The following is a 20,647-nucleotide window of genomic DNA, read 5'->3' on the forward strand; positions in this document are numbered from 1 at the left end:
GCAAACGTAACGACGTTATCCCTGCTGAATGTATAGTTTTTAAAAAGAGGCGTCATGGCTAAACATTATTTTACTTCTGAGTCTGTATCTGAAGGTCACCCTGATAAAATTGCTGATCAGATTTCTGATGCAGTACTTGATGCGATAATCGCCCAGGATAAGCACGCTCGCGTTGCTTGTGAGACCATGGTTAAGACAGGTGTGGCAATCATTTCTGGCGAAGTCACCACAGAAGCGTGGGTTGATTTGGAGTCTATCACCCGTAAAGTGATTACCGATATCGGTTATACCTCATCAGATGTTGGTTTTGACGGTGAAACCTGTGGCATCATGAACTTGATTGGCCAGCAATCACCTGAGATTGCGCAAGGTGTCGATCGTGCTAAGCCAGAAGAACAAGGTGCAGGTGATCAGGGGTTAATGTTTGGTTATGCAACCAGCGAAACGCCATCACTTATGCCAGCTCCGCTTTATTATTCGCATCGCTTGGTAGAACGTCAGGCTGAAATGCGCAAATCTGGTGTGCTACCTTGGTTGCGCCCAGATGCAAAATCGCAAGTAACGTTTGTTTATGAAGATAACAAGCCAGTGGCCATTGATGCGGTTGTATTATCAACCCAACATAACCCTGATATCAGCCAAGAAGATTTGTATGAAGCGGTAATGGAAAACATCATTAAGCATGTGTTACCAGCTGAGCTACTAACCGAGCAAACCAAATACTTCATCAACCCAACAGGACGTTTTGTTATTGGTGGTCCGGTAGGTGATTGTGGTTTAACCGGTCGTAAAATCATTGTTGATACATACGGCGGTATGGCTCGTCACGGTGGTGGTGCGTTCTCAGGTAAAGATCCATCTAAAGTTGATCGCAGTGCCGCCTACGCTGGTCGCTATGTTGCCAAAAACATTGTTGCATCAGGCCTTGCCGAGCGTTGTGAGATTCAAGTGTCTTACGCGATTGGTGTCGCAGAACCGACCTCTATCTCAATTGAAACCTTCGGCACCGGTAAGGTTGATGAAGATACATTGATTAAATTGGTACGAGAGAATTTTGACTTGCGTCCATACGGCATTACCAAAATGTTGGACTTACTGCATCCGATGTATCAAATGACAGCAGCGTATGGCCATTTTGGTCGCGAACCATTTGAAATGACGGTGGGTGATGACAGCTTCACCGCCTTTAGTTGGGAAAAAACCGATAAGGCAGATGCATTACGCGATGCTGCCGGCTTAAAGTAAGCCGTTAAAATATATCATTGTTTTAAATAAGCCAGATTCATATCTGGCTTATTTTTTTGTCTTTAATCTATTCATATATTTGCCGCGCCATCTCTTGTTTTTTGCATCCATCGCCCCTATCTTGTAAGGCAGATAGCAGCAATAAGTGCCAATTCAGTGAGCAACAATCGATTCTACCAACCTGGAGCATTAACAACCGGCAGCGAAGTCGCCCTTAGCGATGATGTTTTTGGCCATGTGATCAGGGTACTGCGCTTAAAAACCGACGATATTATTTATCTGTTTAATGGCGATGGTCATGACTACCAAGCGAAGCTGACCCAAGTAAGTAAAAAGCAGGCCTTTGCCAGTATAGAAAACTCGGTTGCCGTGGATAATGAGTCACCATTGCGCATTCATTTAGGTCAGGGCATTTCTCGTGGCGATCGAATGGACTTTACCTTACAGAAGTCTGTTGAACTGGGGGTCAATCAAATTACCCCATTGTTTACCGAGCGTTGTGGTGTCAAACTCAGTGGCGAACGCCTTGAGAAAAAGCGTCAACAATGGCAAAAGATTGTCATCAGTGCTTGTGAACAAAGTGGTCGTGCTCAAGTGCCAGAAGTGATGCCGGCGCAACCGTTATCGCAATGGTTGAGCGAGAACACCGATGAATTGAAACTAAATCTACACCCCAAAGCACAATACTCTATCTCGACACTACCGATGCAAGCGGATGCGGTAAGATTACTTATCGGTCCGGAAGGTGGTCTTTCAGATGATGAAATCAGTGACGCAGGACATGCCGGATTCACCGATGTTTTGCTTGGCCCTAGAGTATTAAGAACGGAAACCGCGGCTCTTACCGCGATTACCGCATTACAATGCAAGTTTGGCGATTTATAAATACAAGCCAACCCTAGTTAGGAATTATTATGACGTTAAAAATTGGCGTGGTTATGGACCCGATTGAAAACATTAATGTCGCGAAAGACTCAAGTCTGGCGATGATGTTGGAAGCACAAAGTCGCGGCCATGAGTTGTACTACATGCAAATGCAGGATTTGTATATGTTGCACGGCGAAGCTCGCGCAAGTGTTAGCAAAGTGACTGTCTTTGATGACGCCAAGCATTGGTATGATATTGAGTCGACAGATGATGTTGCTCTGGCCGATATGGACGCGATTTTAATGCGCAAAGATCCGCCATTTGATACTGAGTTTATTTACGCAACATATATGCTTGAGCGAGCAGAAGAGCAAGGCACATTAATCGTTAATAAGCCACAGAGTCTGCGTGACTGTAATGAAAAGCTGTTTACCGCTTGGTTCGCAGAGTTCACACCTAAAACCTTAGTCACTCGCGATGCAACGCGTATTCGCGATTTTCACGCGCAACACAAAGATGTGATCATCAAGCCGCTAGATGGCATGGGTGGCTCATCAATCTTTCGTATGAAAGACGGTGAAGCCAATGTCGGGGTCATTATCGAAACCTTAACCGCGCATGGCTCTATGTATGCCATGGTGCAAGAATACATGCCAGAGATTGTCGATGGTGATAAGCGTATTCTTATCGTTAATGGTGAGCCAATGCCGTATTGTTTAGCGCGTATTCCAGCACAAGGCGAAACCCGAGGCAATCTTGCCGCAGGTGGTCGTGGCGAAGCTCGACCGTTATCGGCGTCGGATAAATTAATTGCTGAGACCATAGGCCCAGAATTGAAAAAACGCGGCTTATATTTTGTTGGTCTTGATGTTATTGGCGATAAAATCACTGAAATTAATGTCACCAGTCCAACCTGTATTCGCGAAATTGAAAAGGCCTATCCAATAAATATTAGCGGTAAATTATTTGATGCAATCGAAGAAATAGTCGCTAACGCCAAGTAACGTATAGGGTTTGTGTTTTTTTGCCTGTTTTGCCTTAAAACAGGCAGCTTGAAAAAATCTGTTTTTAGCGCCATGTTTATTAATAGGCAGAGAGAATTGTCATCGATATTAGCCGGTCATACTCTCTATAAGATAATTTCAAAACACAATGCCTAGCATTTAAGGAGGGGACATGGATAGTTTGGAAAACCATCTATTGATTGCCATGCCAAACATGCAAGACCCTTATTTTCACAAGACAGTAACCTACATCTGTGAACACAATGACCAAGGCGCTATGGGCTTGGTTATTAACGTACCTGTGCGCATAACCCTTAGTGAATTGTTAAAACAAATAGACGCTGAAAAAGTCACCGCTGGCCGATTAACGCAGCGGGTTCTTGCCGGTGGTCCTGTTGCACCTGACCGTGGATTTGTATTGCACAATAGCCAAGGCGGTTGGAACAGCTCAATGGAACTGAGCTCAGATATTATGATCACCACCTCGAAAGACATTCTTGAAGCCTTAGGAACAGAAAGTGCACCGGATCAATTTTTGGTGACCTTAGGTTATGCAGGGTGGGGCGCTGGTCAATTAGAGCAGGAAATTAAAGACAATTCTTGGTTGATTACACCGGCAGATAAAGAAATTTTATTTGATACACCGGTCGAGTTACGCTGGCAAAAAGCGGCAGAAAAACTGGGTATCGATTTAGGCCATTTATCGACTGATGTCGGCCATGCTTAACATCGCTAGTGCGTTAGCCTAGCCGTTGATGCATTAATAGCACATGAAAAAATCCCGTACAGTAACCCTGTACGGGATTTTTTAGTATGTGAACTGCGTTGTTACGCTGTAAAGGTGGTGGATGAACCACCCCTTTTACTTATTCTGCGCTCAGCTGTTTATCTGGCGTCATTGATGACCTAAGCATGACCTAAGTAATGACTTAAGTAATGGCGTTAGTGGCCACAACCGCCTTCACCATGAACATGGCCGTGCGCTAGCTCGTCTTCGCTGGCGTCACGTACTTCGATGATTTCAACATCAAATTTCAAGTCCATACCGGCCAAAGGATGGTTACCATCAACGGTGATTTCTTCTTCGTCCATACCAATAACGATAACTGTCTGTTCGCCTTGGTCCGTTTGGGCACGCAATTGCATACCAACATCAAGATCGTCAATGCTAGCAAATAGCGCTTTAGGTACTGTTTGTACTAAACCGTCATGGCGCTCACCGTATGCGTCTTCAGCGGCAATATCGACGATAAAGCTGTCACCAACTTGCTTGCCTTCTAGTGCACTTTCCAGACCTGGAATAAGGAAACCTGAACCATGGATAAACGCCAATGGTTTGTGATCGTACGAGCTATCGATTAGGTTTTCATCTTTATCCATAACCGCGTAGTGCATGTTGACAACTTTGTTATTTGCAATTTTCATATTAGATCCAATGTTAATTATGCCGGTTACTCGGCTAATGAATAAGGTAAAGACATCAGCTTAAAGGTGACATCCGTGTGTTCTTTTAAGCGAAATACCGCGTCTTGCTCGGTATCACTAGCGAGTACCGCTTGTATATATAGCTCACCGCTGTCTGCTTGATAATGACTGATAATATTGCCACCACGGCGCCAATTTTCACCCATTTGTAGCTCTAGCATCGCGTCATCTGCAATAGTTACAACTTGGTCGGTATGACCTTGCAAAGCAAATAATGCACGTTTATTTTTACCTAAATATTTCATACGTGCCACTGTTTCTTGGCCCATATAACAACCTTTAGAAAAGCTGATGCCATTAACCAATTGCAGATTGACCATTTGCGGTACATAGTCGCCTGCGGCTAGCTCATTTAAGTGGACAAAACCCGATTGAATTTCTATCGCCGTCCACAAGGTATGATCATAAATCGGTAACTGACATTGCTTAGCAATATCGTTCAGTTGCGCTTTATCGCTCACCACTAGGTAGCGGTCAAGGCTGCCGGGAAGATAGACAATACTGGTGCCATGCTCAGCAACGACCGGGTTAAACGAGTCAGGTACTTTGCCAAACTGTTGCTCTAAAAAAGCCACACCTTGTTGGCCTACCAGCGCCAGAAACGCTAAATCATCAGCTTCATTAATGTCTACTTTGGCAAATACGCCGTATTTTTGCAATTGCGTTAACGAGCTTGGTAAACAACCTTTACTTTGGATCATTAAACGATCCTGATTGTGGGTGATAAGCCTAAATGCTGAAAACATTTTGCCTTTGGCATCACAATGACCACCGATTAATAGCTGTTTTTCAACGAGCTGACTAAGGTCACAGGTAAGCTGGCCTTGCAAATAGCTGTTGGCATCATCACCACTAACGCGAATCGCTGAGATATTATCGGCAACGATGGCGAAACTTTCGGGTAACTGCTCTAGCGCTGGGTGCTGAGATTGAAGATTCATAGGCATATACTAAGGTTATGATAACTTGCTTTGGTTATCTTTGTTTAACTACTGTGGCTATTAATAGGGGCGATAGTCATAAAAATCAAGGATGTTGGTGATATTTGTAGTCATAAAGCATAGCAAGGGCTACAATAGCGCCAATTTTTCTCTTCGCAGTGGGGGCACAATGTCTTTATCACATAACAAAGCAAGATTACGTTGGGCTTGTCGTCGTGGCATGTTGGAACTAGACGTGCTGTTTTTACCTTTTGTAGACGAAGCCTGGGATAATTTAAACGACCAGCAAAAAGTGGATTTCGACCGTTTACTTGAATGTGACGATCCTGAGTTGTTTGCCTGGTTTATGGGACATGAGGAATGCAAGGATGAAGCACTCAATGCCATGGTACAACACATTCTCAAGCGAGTTAAAGTATAAGCTTAATTTCCAAAAATCGGTCAATTCGAGACGATTTATAGCGGTGGTGATGAGCGGGTTTTTTATCACCACCTTTGCCTTGTTAGCAACCAGCCAGCCGTTACAATCTTTGACTATCACATTTGCCATGGCGTTTATTGTGGCAATAACCAGCGCCGCCATGTGCTTTTATATCGTCTCTAACGCTAGCCTTAACGGTGTTTTTTATGCCGATGATTCCGGTCATTTACGCGCACTAGATCATAAACTAGATCAACAGTTTAGCATTGCCCCTGGTAGTCGAGTATTACCTTATGGCTGCTTACTTTTGTTGCACCAGACAACCTCTACCTCGTCTACCTCATCTATCTCGTCTCTGAGCGAGTCGAAGGGGCATGCCATGCATCGCTATTATGTCTTTCGCGATGCCCTATCTCTGGCTGAATATCGGCATTTATGTCGTTTAGTGATTGGCGCAGCGAGGGCCGCAAACAAACTAGACAAGTAAAATAACAGTAATTGTCGTTAACTACTGGCGTCGTCTACTTTTGTTGGCTGGGCGATGTCACCATTATTGCTGGCTAAAATGGTTGGCCCCGACTCGCTAAACTGCTCAGGATAATCAAGGGTATAATGCAAACCTCTCGATTCTTTGCGTTCCATCGCGCTTAAGATGATCAGCTCAGCCACTTGCACCAAGTTACGTAGCTCTAACAAATTATTACTGACTCGGAAATTCTTATAATATTCGTGAATCTCGGTTTGTAATAAATTGACTCGATTTAGCGCTCGTTCTAAGCGTTTTGTGGTACGAACAATGCCGACATAATCCCACATAAATAATCGCAGTTCGTGCCAGTTATGTTGAATGACAACCTCTTCATCAGAGTTGGCAACACGGCTTTCATCCCAGGCTTTTATTTTGTGAATTTTGGCTTTGACGTTCAATTGGTTTTTGATTTGTTCAGCGGCAGAGCGTGCAAAGACCACACATTCAAGCAATGAATTACTGGCCATGCGGTTCGCACCATGCAAACCGGTGTATGAGACTTCACCAATTGCGTATAAATTGCTGACATCGGTTTGGCCAAATCGGTCGGTCATTACACCACCACAGGTATAATGCGCCGCAGGCACCACTGGCAGTGGCTGTTTGGTCATATCAAAGCCAAGTTTCTCGGTGCGCTTATATATGGTTGGAAAATGCGACTTAATAAAGTCTTCATCTTTATGACTGATGTCGAGGTACATACAGTCTGCACCAAGACGTTTCATTTCATAATCAATCGCTCGCGCAACCACATCACGAGGCGCAAGTTCGGCACGCTCATCAAATTCGGGCATAAAACGAGAGCCGTCTGGGCGGCGTAAAATAGCGCCTTCGCCACGTAAGGCTTCGGTAAGTAAATAGGTACCGGCTTGTGGATGGAACAAGCACGTTGGGTGAAATTGATTAAATTCCATATTGGCGACTCGACATCCTGCTCGCCATGCCATAGCGATACCATCGCCACTGGCAATGTCTGGATTGGATGTGTATTGATACACCTTAGATGCACCACCTGTCGCTAAGATGGTCTTTTGCGCATGCACCGCTTCTACTTTTTCAGCGTTACGGTTCCATACATAGGCGCCTATGCACTGGCGCTCGCCCTGAATTGTTTTTTGAATCAAATCAACGGCATTAAAACGCTCAAACACACGGATACGTGAATGCTTACTTACCCGCTCCGCTAATGTCAGCTGTACTGTCTTGCCGGTTGCATCTGCCGCATGAAGAATGCGACGGTGGCTATGACCGCCTTCGCGCGTTAAGTGATATTGTGCTTGTCCTAGCTCATCGGTTTGTTGATCAAAGTCGACACCTTGATCAATAAGCCATTCCATTGCCGACTTAGCATTTTGTGCGGTGAAAGAGACGATATCACGATCACAAATACCGTTACCGGCAATCAAAGTGTCTTCGACATGGGATTCAATCGAGTCGTTTTCATCAAAAACAGCGGCAATACCGCCTTGGGCATAAAAAGTAGAGCCTTCGTTAATCGGCCCTTTACTTAATAAAATGACATCGGCGCTGGCAGCCAGTTTCAATGCCAAAGTCATTCCGGCAGCGCCACTTCCAATTATCAGAACATCGCAGTTATGTTGCTGTTTCATACGGTTTTATTATCGTTACTTGTGATCGAGGCAATTTTAACTTACTTTAAGCGCTAAAGGCAAAAACACACAGTATAGGTCATCGAAAATAAAAAAATTTCAGCTTTAGCGAACTTTTTCAAAAATGCCCAGTCCTAACCAATGTGTTTGTGATGAGCCAACAAGCTAAGTTGATAAAAGCCAGTAGCAAAGTAGTACCGTGGCCACACCCAGAACGTTAACAAATAATAATGGGTAACAGGTTGCACGGCTTGGCCAGTCAGAAGTAAGGAGAAACGGCTCGGATGAGCAAACAGAATGTCGACCAGATGTTGGTAGAGCAGGTTCAACAGGGTGATAAGAACGCTTACAACCTGTTAGTTCGAAAATACCAGCAGAAAGTGATGAATCTGGTGTCGCGTTATGTAAAGAATCAGGCCGATGTGGCTGATGTAACTCAGGAAGCATTTATAAAGGCCTATCGTGCCTTAGCAAACTTCCGGGGCGACAGTGCATTCTATACTTGGTTATATCGCATTGCGGTGAATACGGCTAAAAACCATTTAATGGCAAGCAGTCGCAAACCACCAGGCAGCGATGTCGAAGTAGAGGAAGCCGAATTTTACGATAGCGGAGATGCCCTAAGAGAAAATGCATCACCAGAGCGCTTGCTTTTAACGGAAGAAATCAGATCAATGATTTTTAAGACCATAGAGCAATTACCTGAAGAATTGCGCATTGCAATTAATCTAAGGGAAATGGATGGTCTGAGCTATGAAGAGATAGCCGAAGTTATGGATTGCCCAGTGGGCACGGTTCGTTCACGAATCTTCAGAGCTCGAGATGCAATTGATAAGAAAGTTCGTCCGTTAATGCAAAGATAGCTAGCGAATGAGTGTAAATTTAGCGTGCAAAGGTGACAAAATCGCCTTTGCAGATAACAATAAAGGTAACGGTTGCTAAACTGCTGGTTAACTTTTTAACGAAAACGCAGTATGATTTAAGCAACTATATATGTGAGTATAGGTATGAGTGATAATAAGTTTGAAACAGTATCATCGTTACTTGATGAGCAGAGTGTCGATACAGATACACTCGATCAATTAAAACACGATGATAGACTGGCGCAGACCTACGGTCGTTATCAGCTGTATGGTGATATCATGCGCAATGAAAGCGCTGATTTTATCGATAATGAATTGGCCGATGACATTGCTATGGCAATTGCTGCCGAGCCTACAGTGTTGGCTCCGAGAAAATCCTCAAGCCTACAACAGTGGGCGAAAGCTAAGGTTGTTCAATTGGCCAAACCTGTCGGCCAAATGGCGATTGCCGCATCAGCTGCCGGTTTGATGGTGCTAGGTGTGCAACAGGCCAATACCAGCGATGATAAGCCACTTACTCCAACTCAGGTATGGCAACCATTACCTATTGGTGGTGTCGCTGACCCGGTAAGTTATAACTACCCACAACCAAGCATTGGTGAACAACGCCAGCAAGCAGCCGAGCATCACAAAAAGCTGCAGTCATTGCTAAATGATCATCAACTGCAAATAAAAATTCAAAACAGCGAAACTGCGGAGCAGCAACAAACCGTTAATCCGGAAGGCGCTGGCCATTAATTAATGAAAAAACTTTATATTTTCCTGACGGCGGCGCTACTGGCCGCCAACGCGCATGCCGAGCAGGCGCCTTCTCTTCCACAACCTGCAACCTCAGAATCAGAAAACGAACCGAATAACGACGCTAGCGAAGAAAGCAAAGCCACTGCCCAGCAGTGGATGGAACGCTTAAATCAAGCGATGCGTACACTCAATTTTGATACCTCATTTGTTGTTGTCCGCAACAACCGAGCTGAGCCATACCGTTGGCTTCACGGCATCAAAGAAGGGGAGCAATTGGAGTTGATCACCTTACTCAATGGTGCTCGACAAGAGGCAATCCGTTATAACTCAACGGTGAGTTACTTTGAACCTGATCGTGTTCCCTATTCGGTGCAAAGCAATACGATTCGTGGGCCGATACCTGCGTCTTTGTATACCGATTACAGCCTATTGCAACAGACTTATCGATTTATCTTAGTCGGCAAAAGTCGCATTTTAGGACGTCAGGCGCAGTTAATTCGCCTTGAAAGCAAAGATAAAAATCGCTTTGGTTACTGGCTATGGCTCGACGCCGAAACAGGTTTGATGTTGAAAATTGCGGTCGTCTCCAAGGACGCTGAGATTTTAGAGCAGATTCAGTTTACCCATTTGCAACTAAAAGACGATGCCACAGAACTGTTCGCACAAATGCAGGAAATCAGCTTACCTAAATTGGTTAACGACAATAGCGCCGACGTGAGTCTGCCGTGGACGGTAACCTATCTACCCAAAGGCTTTGAGCAGGTCAGCTCACAAATTAGATACATCGCCAAAATTGGTGAGCGCGTACAAGCGATGATGTTTAACGACGGCTTAGTCGATGTTTCAGTGTACGTTACACCAAGTGCGGAACAACCAAGAGCGGCGACGGTAAATCAAACTGGCGCGACGGTATTATTGTCTTTGTTACGCGAAGGCCATGAAATAACCGTGATTGGTAAAATCCCTGCGAAAACAGCAGCGCATATTGCAGAGTCCGTGGTTTTTAATTAAATCACGGATTTTATGTTAAACTAGCGCATCTGCAACACAACGCGAACTGGCTAAACAAACCTTAATGATTGAAGAAACCGCATTTGTCACCCGTATTGATGGCGCTCGTGCTGACGTTGAAAGTCAGGTGAAATCGAGTTGTCATGGCTGTCAGCAACAAGATAATTGTGGCAGTGGCCAGGTTGCTAAAGCGTTTCCTCATCGCCGTATGACGCTTACCGTTGAACATGATATCAACGATCTTCAGGTCGGAGATGAAGTGGTTATCGCCCTTGATGAAAAATCTTTAATCAGCAGTGCCGCGGTGGTCTATTTATGGCCATTAATGGCATTAATATTAGGCGCTGCCGTGGCGCAACTGTATTTGGTAGAGCAACTTGGTATGGCTGAGCCATGGGCATTATTGATGGCGTTAAGCTGCGCCTATATGGGCTGGTCTTTAGCTAGGCGACAACAGCGCGGCAAATTAAATCAGCAAAACTTACAACCCAAAATACTGCGTCGTTGTCATGACAAGTTGATCACAAAGGTCAAAATTGAACCCGCCAACAGCGATAAAGCAATCTAATTAACGCCTCGCCAGCGTTGCTTATCAATAAATACTTACAAACTTTTAATTAGCGCCCTGTTGATAATTAATGTAAAATTCGCGCTAAGAATATTTATTAACCTATTTTAAGACGATAGCGAGACAAAATCTTACCTCCAGAATGGTTTTTGTCGATTAAATCGAACGCTTTAAAAATATTATGGTCTTAAAAGCTAATATGAAAAAATTAATGTAAATGAAGCATATACGCAACTTTTCAATTATCGCCCACATTGACCATGGTAAATCAACGTTATCCGATCGTTTGATTCAATTTTGTGGTGGCCTAGCGGATCGCGAAATGGAAGCTCAGGTTCTTGATTCCATGGATATCGAACGTGAACGTGGAATTACCATCAAAGCGCAAAGTGTCACCTTAGACTACAAAGCCAAAGATGGTGAAACTTATCAACTTAACTTTATCGACACACCCGGTCACGTTGACTTCTCATACGAAGTATCGCGTTCATTAGCAGCCTGTGAAGGCGCGCTGTTGGTTGTCGATGCCGGTCAAGGTGTCGAAGCGCAAACCCTTGCCAATTGTTACACTGCCATCGAAATGGACTTGGAAGTTGTTCCGATTCTAAACAAGATTGACTTGCCACAAGCCGATCCTGATCGTGTCAGTGAAGAAATCGAAGATATTATTGGTATTGATGCCACTGGCGCTGTGCAATGTTCAGCAAAAACCGGCATTGGTATTGAAGAAGTTCTAGAAAGCATTGTTGCAAATATTCCACCACCAGTTGGCGAGACAGAAGATAATCTGCAAGCGCTGATCATCGATTCTTGGTTTGACAACTATCAAGGCGTTGTGTCCTTGGTTCGTGTTGTGAATGGTGAAATCAAAAAAGGTGACAAGATGACCGTTATGTCGACGGGTCAAAGTCACATCATTGATAAAGTCGGAATTTTCACACCAAAGCAAACCGATACGGGCATTTTAAAAACCGGTGAAGTTGGTTTTATTATCGCGGGTATCAAAGAGATTCATGGTGCACCGGTTGGTGATACCTTGACCTTAACGCGTCATCCGGCAGAGCAACAACTACCGGGTTTCCAAACCGTTAAGCCGCAAGTATACGCCGGTATTTTCCCGATAAGTTCTGATGACTTTGAAAATTTCCGTGATGCGTTAAACAAGTTAAGTCTGAATGATGCGTCATTATTCTTTGAACCGGAAAGTTCTGGTGCCCTTGGTTTTGGTTTCCGTTGTGGTTTCCTTGGCATGTTGCACATGGAAATTATTCAAGAACGTTTGGCGCGTGAATACGACCTTGACCTTATTACCACAGCACCAACGGTAAACTATGAGATTTTGACCACAGATGGTCAGGTATTGACCATAGATAACCCGGGTGATTTACCTGCGGTTAATAACATCGATGAAATTCGTGAGCCAATTGTTGAGGCCAATATTTTGGTACCACAGGAGCACCTTGGTAATGTTATTACCTTGTGTGTTGAGAAGCGTGGTGTGCAAAAAAACCTGACTTATCATGGCAATCAGGTTTCCGTTAAATACGAATTGCCAATGGCCGAAGTGGTCATGGACTTTTTCGACAAATTGAAGTCTACCAGTCGTGGTTACGCATCGTTGGATTACAGCTTTGTTCGCTTCCAAGCATCAGACATGGTGCGTTGCGATATTCTAATCAATGGCGATCGCGTTGACGCATTAGCAATGATTACTCACCGTACCAATTCGGTATCACGAGGTCGTGAGTTGGTGGACAAGTTGAAAGAGCTGATTCACCGTCAAATGTTTGATATCGCAATTCAAGCTGCAATTGGTAACAACGTTATTGCCAGAACAACGGTCAAGCAACTGCGTAAAAACGTTATTGCAAAATGTTACGGTGGTGACGTTTCTCGTAAGAAGAAATTGTTGCAAAAACAAAAAGAAGGTAAGAAACGCATGAAGCAAGTAGGTAACGTTGAAGTACCTCAAGAAGCGTTTCTGGCAGTATTAAAATTAGGGAAATAAAACAATATGGCAGCCTATTTTTCAATTTTGTTGGTGGTGGTGACAATGATCACCGGTTTTGTTTACGTGTTGGACAAAATGCTATATGCACCTAAACGCAAAGAAAATCTCAAAGCGACACAGCAGCAGTGCTCACAGCCTTTAGATCAGGCTGCCGTTGATAAAATTTTAACGCCCAATGCTTGGATAGATACCTCAGTACAGGTATTTCCGGTTATTGCTTTTGTTTTGGTTTTGCGTTCGTTCCTGTGGGAACCGTTCCAAATTCCGTCGGGTTCGATGATGCCAACGTTATTGGATGGCGACTTTATTCTGGTGAATAAGCACACGTATGGTTTGCGTGATCCAATCGCCAGAAATAAATTCGTCGAAATGGGCGCACCAGAGCGCGGCGACGTTGTGGTATTCAAATACCCAATGCAGCCACAAATAGATTACATCAAGCGTGTTATTGGTTTGCCAGGCGACCGCATCATTTACAAAAACAAATCGCTATATATTCAGCCAAAGTGTGTTGATAAAAGCCAACCATGCCCGAAAATGACGCAGGTATTAACCGACTTTAAACAAACCGGTGAATACTTCCACAACGGTATGGCACTGACTCGTTATGAGTCGCGCATGGGTGAGAAAACCCATGAGATTTTGATCAACAACAACACGCCGGCGCAAACCATGCGCTTTTTCAATCAGCCTGGCCGCAATAAAGGCGAATGGCTGGTACCAGAAGGCGAGTACTTTGTTATGGGTGATAATCGCGATAATTCTCTTGACGGTCGTTTCTGGGGCTTTGTGCCTGAAGAAAACCTAGTAGGTGAAGCGGTAGCAATCTGGATGAGCTTTGACTTTGAACGCAATGAAAGTGATTTCTTGCCGGCATGGATCCCAACTGGCGTGCGTTTTTCTCGAATTGGCGGTATTGAATAACTTGAGCAAATCATTGTTAATGCAGCAACTGCAAAAAAAACTAGGTTATCAGTTTAATGACCAGAAGTTACTGGTCACAGCCCTGACGCATCGCAGCGCCAAAGGCGACAACAATGAACGCCTGGAATTTCTTGGTGACTCTATTTTAGGCTATATCATCGCCAGAGCGTTATTTGATCAATTTCCGAAAGCATCGGAAGGTGAATTGACTCGCATGCGCTCAACGTTAGTGCGAGGCGTAACCTTGGCAGAACTTGGCCGCGACTTTGAGTTAGGTGAAAGTTTGGTGCTTGGTCCAGGGGAGCTAAAAAGCGGTGGTTTTCGCCGTGACTCGATACTCGAGGACGCCATAGAAGCTATTATCGGCGCGGTGTTCCTTGATTCTGATATGGACACTTGCCGCGACTTAGTGCTCAGTTGGTTTGCACCAAGGCTGGCACAAATTAGTCCGGGACAATCGCAAAAAGATCCGAAAACACGCTTGCAAGAATACCTACAAGGACGAAAATTAGCCTTGCCTAAATACGACGTTATCGACACCAGTGGTCAAGCTCATAATCAGCAGTTCACGGTCAGTTGTCAGGTCGAGTCGATCAAAAATGCTATTATTACCAAAGGCACATCTCGCCGTAAGGCTGAACAGGCCGCCGCAGAGCAGGCGCTGGAGCAGTTGAATGTCAAATAATGAAAATTACTGTGGTCTGGTGGCAATTGTCGGCCGACCAAATGTAGGTAAGTCCACACTACTTAATGCCATGTTAGGGCAGAAAGTGAGTATTACCTCGCGTAAACCACAAACCACCCGTCATCGCATTCTTGGTATCCTTACCGAAGGCAATCGTCAGGCGGTATTGGTAGACACCCCAGGTTTACACCAAGAAGAAAAGCGCGCCATTAACCGCTTAATGAATCGTGCTGCATCGAGTTCAATTGCCGAAGTTGAATTGATCATCTTTATGGTCGAAGGCACGAATTGGACTGATGACGATGAAATGGTGCTGGGCAAAATTCAGCAATCGAAGCGCCCGACCATTCTTGCGGTAAATAAAGTCGATAATGTTCAGGATAAGGAAGAGTTATTACCTCATCTGCAACAGCTCGCAGCTCGCTATGACTTCCAAGAAATTGTACCAATCAGTGCCACCAAAGGTGATAAAGTTGGTCGCATTCGTGAGATTTGTCTGCAAAGCCTACCGCAAAGTGATTTTTGGTTCCCAGAAGATTACATTACCGATCGTTCGTCTCGTTTTATGGCGTCAGAAATTCTGCGTGAAAAGCTGATGCGATTTACCGGTGACGAATTACCGTATTCAACGACCGTTGAAATTGAGCAGTTTCGTTCCGATGAAAAAGGCATATTGCATATCAACGCCTTAGTTTTGGTTGAGCGCAATTCACAAAAGCGTATGGTGATCGGTAACAAAGGCGAAAAGATGAAAGTTATTGGTCGTGAAGCACGCCGTGACATGGAAGAGCTATTCGAGCGAAAAGTCTATTTAGAAACTTGGGTTAAAGTGAAATCCGGTTGGGCTGATGACGAGCGTGCGCTGCGTAGCTTGGGCTACGGGGACGATTACTCCGGTTAATTTAGATGAGGAGTAAGCCAGTGCAATTGCAGCGAGCTTATTTGCTGCATTCCAGACCATATCGCGATAACAGCCGCTTACTCAATCTGTTTACCGAAAATGATGGCCATATCGGCGTCATCGCCTATACCTCATCCAGTGGCAAGAATGCCAAAGCAGGGCAGCTGCAACCCTTTGCAGCGCTCGAACTTGAGCTCAAAGGCGATGCATCGCTAAAAACCTTATCCAAAGTAGAGCGCGCTGAAAAAAGCCTGATGCTGCAGCAAGAGTATTTATACAGCGGCTTTTATTTAAACGAACTTTTGGTTCGCTTACTTCCTGAAAATATAGCCGCTAACGAACTTTTCTATCTTTACGCGCAAACCCTAAAGGCCCTCGCTGATGGTCAGGCGATGGAGCCATTATTGCGTCGTTTTGAAATGACCTTGTTGCAAGAGTTAGGGCAGGGCATCGATTTCTCTGAGTTACAGCCGATGGCAGAGGCTGTTGCCATGCCGACAGATGAGCAGGTTGCTCAGCCTGATGCCGGCTATTCATCAGGCAATGAATTATTTTATCATTACCGCTCACAAAGTGGTTTTGTGGTGGCGGATAACCGCAAAGAAGCCCGCTATGCCAGCTCACACTTGCAACAAATTGGGCTTGGTAATTTATCCCAACCAGACGTATTATTGACGTGTAAGCGTTTGATGCGACAAGTATTAAATCAACAATTGGGCGATAAACCACTGCACAGTCGCAGTTTGTTCGCCAGTCATTTAAACAAAGGCAAAAAATGAACGATATTTTATTAGGTGTTAATGTAGATCATATTGCAACCTTGCGTCAGGCGCGCGGTACAACCTATCCTGATCCGGCACATGCCGCGGCTGTTGCTGAGCATGCGGGCGCTGACGGTATCACCATTCACCTTAGAGAAGACAGACGTCATATCTGTGATCGTGATGTTGACGTGATGGCGCATACCATTCAAACGCGCATGAACTTGGAAATGGCGGTAACCGACGAGATGCTCGATATCGCCTGTCGCATTAAACCTGCGTTTGTTTGCCTAGTACCAGAAAAGCGTGAAGAGTTAACCACCGAAGGTGGCTTAGATGTCGCAGGGCAACTGGATAAAGTCAGCGCCGCGGTTAAACGTTTAGCGGATGCAGGTATTACCGTCAGTTTGTTTGTTGATGCAGATACCGCGCAACTTGATGCCTGTCAGCAAAGTGGTGCACCTTTTATTGAAATTCACACCGGTCATTATGCAGATGCAGAAACGGAAGCTGAGCAAATGGCGGAACTGGCGAAGATTGAGCAAGGTGTGGATTACGCCGTGTCTTTGGACTTAAAGGTCAATGCAGGACATGGTTTGCATTACTTTAACGTTAAACCGATTGCTGCCATAAGAGATATTATTGAGCTAAATATTGGTCATGCGATTATTGCCCGTGCCGCCATTGATGGTATGGACAAAGCGGTACGCGATATGAAACGTTTGATGGTTGAAGCTCGTAGCCAAAACCTATAATTAAGGAGACGCAGGTGTCAGTACTGGGCATAGGCAATGACATTGTTGAAATTGAACGCATTGCATCGATGAGTGAGGCGGCGCAAGAGCGACTGGCCAAACGCGTGCTGACCGAGCGTGAATATCAGCGCTACCTGTCTCTTAATTTTAAGGCACCTTATTTAGCGAAACGCTGGGCGGGCAAAGAAGCGGCGGCGAAAGCCCTTGGCCGTGGCATTGCCGACGGCGTTTCCTTTCAGCATTTTGATATTGTCAGTCTTGACTCGGGGCAACCAACACTGCACTTAACCGGTCGCGCTGAGCAAATTGCAACGCAGATGGGTGTTGCGTCAGTGCACATTAGTTTGTCCGATGAAAAGCACTACGCCATGGCGTTTGTGGTGCTTTCCCGTTAAACAGCAGAATACGCTAACAACAGCCAATACAACCTGCAGCAACACAAATCATAACCGTAGCGATTAGGGTTTGTGCTTATGCGACTCGATACTCTTTTCGACTTTTTGTAAAAAGTCTTGTTGATGGGTCATGACCGATTCGATTTGATCAAACAACTCAAAAAACTCCGGCTCTAGATCCGCTAATATCGCGCCTTTCTTAATTTGCGTTTCAATATCATTGACGACCTTTTCAAGTCGCGGAATACCTACATAGCAACAGGCGCCATTAAGCTTGTGAACCAAGCTGGCAATACTGGTCAAATCGTCGACGTCGATATAGTGGCGCAACTCAACCGTGGTTTGCTCTAATGAATCGAGCAACATCTTAAACATCTCCAGCGCCAATTGTGGATTGGTGCCACTGCGTTGCAATGCTAACGGCCAATCAAACACTGGTGAAGTTGGCCCAACATCGACCATACCTTGCTCATGCTCAACCATGGTCCGTTCCATACGTGGCGCAGCAAACGTCGGTGCGTATTCAAAAATGATGTGTTCGAGTAAGCCTTCATCGATGGGTTTTGCTAAATAGCTATCAAAGCCATCTTTAATGAACTTTTCTTTTTCACCGGGCAGTGCATGCGCGGTAACAGCGATGATTGGCGTATCCACATTAAGCGTGTTATCACGGATTTTTTCCATCGCCATACTGCCATCCATAATCGGCATTTGTACATCCATTAGGATCAGGTCGTATTTATGGAAACGACATAACTCCAGTGCCGCACGGCCATCAGTGGCGGTATCTAAGTCACTGACTTTTTGCTTAAGTAAGCTCATCAACAGTTTAAGGTTGGCTTCGTTATCATCAACCGCCAATACCTTCATATGGGTTAAATCTTCGCTGTTGTTATCACCTAAGGCGATGGCTTCTACATCCGTGTCTGGCACGCCAAGCAAGGCACGGCGTAAGTTTTTATAGGTTATTGGTTTACTGATCACGTCGCGAGCGCCGGCTTTGATAAAGGTCTCTTTCATTTTAAGCGATGACGAGTTAATCGCTAACGTGGTACGCGGTATCACGCTGGCAATGGATTCTGTTAGCGCCTTAATATCGCCGATATTGACCGGCGATACTTGGGTACCAATCAAAGCATAATCGTATTTATGGGCGTGCAGTATTTCCACTAAACGAGACATCTCACTGACTTCAACAACATCCATATGCCAATGCTTGAGTTGGCGCGTGATTGCTGAGCGGGTATTGTGCTGCGGCTCGTAAAAGAGAATGCGTTTTTGCTCAAGCTCAAACGGCTCGATAATGGCATCAACCGGCAACTGGTTAATGCTACTGTGGAAACTGAACTTAAAGGTGGACCCTTGGTGAATTTTACTGATGTAATTAATATCACCGTCCATTTCATTGGCCAACCGTTTGGCAATAACCAAGCCTAAACCGGTACCACCATATAGGCGAGTGATACTCTTATCGGCTTGGTTAAACGCCTCAAATAACGTTTCGGCTTGCTTGTCAGAAATACCAATACCGGTATCGCGAATGTCGGCGGTAATAAAAATGTCTTCTTCGTCAAGCAACTCATAATCAATATCGACAGCGACATGGCCTTGCTCAGTAAACTTGATGGCGTTACTGATCAGGTTGATAAGTACCTGCTTAATACGCAGCGCATCACCAATCAATGAGTTGGGCATGGTTGGGTTGATATTAATCGAAAATTCTAAGCCCTTGTTGTTGGCTGACTCTGCTAACAATGCCGTGGCTTCATCAATGGCTTCACGAAAACTAAATGGCACTTTTTCCAGCGCCATCTTACCCGAGTCGAGTTTTGAAAAGTCGAGAATGTCGTTAATAATCGACAATAGGTTGTTGGCTGAGTTTTCAATGGTATATAAGAATTCTTGCTGATTGGTATCGAGTGGCGTTTTATACAGCTGTCTGGTGAAACCAATAACACCATTTAATGGGGTGCGCAGTTCGTGCGACATATTGGCAAGAAACTCAGACTTTACTTGGCTCGCTTCAACCGCGCGACGCTTAGCAAGTTCAAGCTGCACGTTTTGTGTTTCAAATTGCGATAAGTTTTGTCGCATTTCACGAGTAGACGACTCGATGTTCATTTCCATATCTCGTTGGAAGTCACCCATGGTTTGCGACAGGTTATTAAGACCTAGCCTTAATAGATCGACTTCCCCCTCGAACTTGCCGGAAATTTTTGTTCCGGCCTCGCCATGGCGAATATTGAGAATCGCTTTGTTTAGCTCTTCCACCGGCCTTGATACAAAGCGAACGATATTATGACCAAAGGCGATAGAGATAAGGACGGTAACAACGAATGCGGCAAATGAAAATGCAAAGGCGGCGCGCATCTCCGCCTGATACGGTAGTTTACTGACTTCAAAAACCACGTAGCCTAGATAGTTATAGCGAAAGTCGAGTCGGCCTTCACCTAAACCTTCTTTTACCATAGGTACGTAGTAGAGATAACTGTTTGGGGTTTGATAAACGCGGCTGTTTTGATAATTACCAGGTTCTGGTTCGCCAAAGGCACGAACCATAAGATGTTCTTCAGGGTGGAACGTCGGCGTTGCATTGTATAACACGGTGTCGTCATCGGCGATAATCGCCAAGTTTTTAAGGATACCACTGTGACGAGATAACACGTATTGGTAGATCGGATGTAAATTTTCTAGCTTGCCTGATTCTATGATCAAACGGGTCTGCATGGTCAATACATCAACCAAGGCTCCGGCTTTGTCTTCGATATGTTCATCAACGGTGACATAACGGTCCCAAGCGTAAAACAAACTAAGCCCGGAGCCGACAAAAAGCAAAGGAATAACGGTAAACAGGATAACCCAATCCCTGAGCGTTATTTTCATAATAATTTTACTCTATACGTGTTAAACTGATACTTTTAGCTGCGAGT

The 20,647-nt window shown here is 44.8% G+C and carries 21 protein-coding genes; 17 read left to right on the forward strand and 4 right to left on the reverse strand.

Annotated features, from left to right (window positions below; all coding sequences use genetic code 11):
• Positions 1–54: 54 nt before the first annotated feature.
• From metK to E2K93_RS12000, 4 genes are all read left to right on the forward strand, one after another.
• Entirely contained in the window at positions 55–1,245 is a 1,191-nt protein-coding gene (metK, locus tag E2K93_RS11985) for a methionine adenosyltransferase (RefSeq protein WP_135439320.1), read from the forward strand.
• A 156-nt stretch (positions 1,246–1,401) separates the two neighbouring features.
• A complete protein-coding gene (rsmE, locus tag E2K93_RS11990; RefSeq protein ID WP_135439321.1) occupies positions 1,402–2,130 on the forward strand; it encodes a 16S rRNA (uracil(1498)-N(3))-methyltransferase in 729 nt (242 codons plus the stop codon).
• Between the two features lie 29 nt (positions 2,131–2,159).
• Complete coding sequence (gshB, locus tag E2K93_RS11995) at positions 2,160–3,116, forward strand: glutathione synthase (RefSeq protein ID WP_135439322.1); 957 nt, start codon at positions 2,160–2,162, stop codon at positions 3,114–3,116.
• Between the two features lie 172 nt (positions 3,117–3,288).
• Positions 3,289–3,843 (forward strand): YqgE/AlgH family protein, encoded by a 555-nt coding sequence (locus E2K93_RS12000; RefSeq protein ID WP_135439323.1) that lies wholly within the window; start codon positions 3,289–3,291, stop codon positions 3,841–3,843.
• A 215-nt stretch (positions 3,844–4,058) separates the two neighbouring features.
• Here E2K93_RS12000 and E2K93_RS12005 read toward each other — a convergent pair whose 3' ends face one another.
• Both E2K93_RS12005 and ygfZ read right to left on the reverse strand, forming a co-directional pair.
• Complete coding sequence (locus E2K93_RS12005; RefSeq protein ID WP_135439324.1) at positions 4,059–4,541, reverse strand: FKBP-type peptidyl-prolyl cis-trans isomerase; 483 nt, start codon at positions 4,539–4,541, stop codon at positions 4,059–4,061.
• Between the two features lie 26 nt (positions 4,542–4,567).
• Positions 4,568–5,542, reverse strand: a complete 975-nt coding sequence (gene ygfZ, locus E2K93_RS12010; protein ID WP_189637764.1) for a tRNA-modifying protein YgfZ — start codon at positions 5,540–5,542, stop codon at positions 4,568–4,570.
• A 169-nt stretch (positions 5,543–5,711) separates the two neighbouring features.
• Here ygfZ and E2K93_RS12015 point away from each other — a divergent pair, with 169 nt between their 5' ends.
• On the forward strand, positions 5,712–5,963 hold the full coding sequence (locus E2K93_RS12015; protein ID WP_135439326.1) for a succinate dehydrogenase assembly factor 2: 252 nt from the start codon (positions 5,712–5,714) through the stop codon (positions 5,961–5,963).
• A complete protein-coding gene (locus E2K93_RS12020; RefSeq protein ID WP_323368256.1) occupies positions 5,923–6,450 on the forward strand; it encodes a protein YgfX in 528 nt (175 codons plus the stop codon). The genes E2K93_RS12015 and E2K93_RS12020 overlap by 41 nt, the downstream gene beginning before the upstream one ends.
• A gap of 17 nt (positions 6,451–6,467) precedes the next feature.
• Here the strand turns inward: E2K93_RS12020 and nadB are convergent, their stop codons facing one another.
• Positions 6,468–8,102, reverse strand: coding sequence for an L-aspartate oxidase (nadB, locus tag E2K93_RS12025; protein WP_135439329.1), 1,635 nt, complete (start codon positions 8,100–8,102; stop codon positions 6,468–6,470).
• A 284-nt stretch (positions 8,103–8,386) separates the two neighbouring features.
• Between nadB and rpoE the strand changes: the two genes are divergently transcribed.
• The 11 genes from rpoE (at position 8,387) to acpS (ending at position 17,717) form a co-directional block, all read left to right on the forward strand.
• The gene (rpoE, locus tag E2K93_RS12030; protein WP_135439331.1) at positions 8,387–8,965 is read left to right on the forward strand and encodes an RNA polymerase sigma factor RpoE; all 579 of its coding nucleotides are present in this window, start codon (positions 8,387–8,389) and stop codon (positions 8,963–8,965) included.
• A gap of 144 nt (positions 8,966–9,109) precedes the next feature.
• Complete coding sequence (locus E2K93_RS12035) at positions 9,110–9,703, forward strand: sigma-E factor negative regulatory protein (RefSeq protein ID WP_135439332.1); 594 nt, start codon at positions 9,110–9,112, stop codon at positions 9,701–9,703.
• 3 nt (positions 9,704–9,706) lie between these two features.
• The gene (locus E2K93_RS12040; protein ID WP_135439333.1) at positions 9,707–10,717 is read left to right on the forward strand and encodes a MucB/RseB C-terminal domain-containing protein; all 1,011 of its coding nucleotides are present in this window, start codon (positions 9,707–9,709) and stop codon (positions 10,715–10,717) included.
• Positions 10,718–10,781: 64 nt separating this feature from the next.
• Entirely contained in the window at positions 10,782–11,285 is a 504-nt protein-coding gene (locus E2K93_RS12045; protein WP_135439335.1) for a SoxR reducing system RseC family protein, read from the forward strand.
• Positions 11,286–11,502: 217 nt separating this feature from the next.
• On the forward strand, positions 11,503–13,293 hold the full coding sequence (gene lepA, locus E2K93_RS12050; protein ID WP_135439336.1) for a translation elongation factor 4: 1,791 nt from the start codon (positions 11,503–11,505) through the stop codon (positions 13,291–13,293).
• A gap of 6 nt (positions 13,294–13,299) precedes the next feature.
• Positions 13,300–14,220, forward strand: a complete 921-nt coding sequence (gene lepB / locus E2K93_RS12055) for a signal peptidase I (RefSeq protein ID WP_135439337.1) — start codon at positions 13,300–13,302, stop codon at positions 14,218–14,220.
• Between the two features lie 19 nt (positions 14,221–14,239).
• On the forward strand, positions 14,240–14,905 hold the full coding sequence (rnc, locus tag E2K93_RS12060) for a ribonuclease III (protein ID WP_145988269.1): 666 nt from the start codon (positions 14,240–14,242) through the stop codon (positions 14,903–14,905).
• The gene (era, locus tag E2K93_RS12065) at positions 14,895–15,806 is read left to right on the forward strand and encodes a GTPase Era (protein ID WP_135439340.1); all 912 of its coding nucleotides are present in this window, start codon (positions 14,895–14,897) and stop codon (positions 15,804–15,806) included. Before rnc ends, era begins: the two co-directional genes overlap by 11 nt.
• A gap of 20 nt (positions 15,807–15,826) precedes the next feature.
• A complete protein-coding gene (recO, locus tag E2K93_RS12070; RefSeq protein ID WP_189637765.1) occupies positions 15,827–16,585 on the forward strand; it encodes a DNA repair protein RecO in 759 nt (252 codons plus the stop codon).
• Positions 16,582–17,322, forward strand: a complete 741-nt coding sequence (gene pdxJ, locus E2K93_RS12075) for a pyridoxine 5'-phosphate synthase (protein WP_135439343.1) — start codon at positions 16,582–16,584, stop codon at positions 17,320–17,322. Before recO ends, pdxJ begins: the two co-directional genes overlap by 4 nt.
• 14 nt (positions 17,323–17,336) lie before the next feature.
• Positions 17,337–17,717 carry a holo-ACP synthase gene (acpS, locus tag E2K93_RS12080; protein ID WP_135439344.1) on the forward strand — a complete coding sequence of 127 codons (381 nt, stop codon included), beginning with the start codon at positions 17,337–17,339 and terminating at the stop codon, positions 17,715–17,717.
• 63 nt (positions 17,718–17,780) lie between these two features.
• Here acpS and barA read toward each other — a convergent pair whose 3' ends face one another.
• Complete coding sequence (gene barA, locus E2K93_RS12085; protein ID WP_135439345.1) at positions 17,781–20,600, reverse strand: two-component sensor histidine kinase BarA; 2,820 nt, start codon at positions 20,598–20,600, stop codon at positions 17,781–17,783.
• Between the last annotated feature and the right edge of the window lie 47 nt (positions 20,601–20,647).

The sequence above is a fragment of the Thalassotalea sp. HSM 43 genome (assembly GCF_004752005.1).
In the GTDB taxonomy this organism is placed as follows: Bacteria; Pseudomonadota; Gammaproteobacteria; order Enterobacterales; family Alteromonadaceae; genus Thalassotalea_A.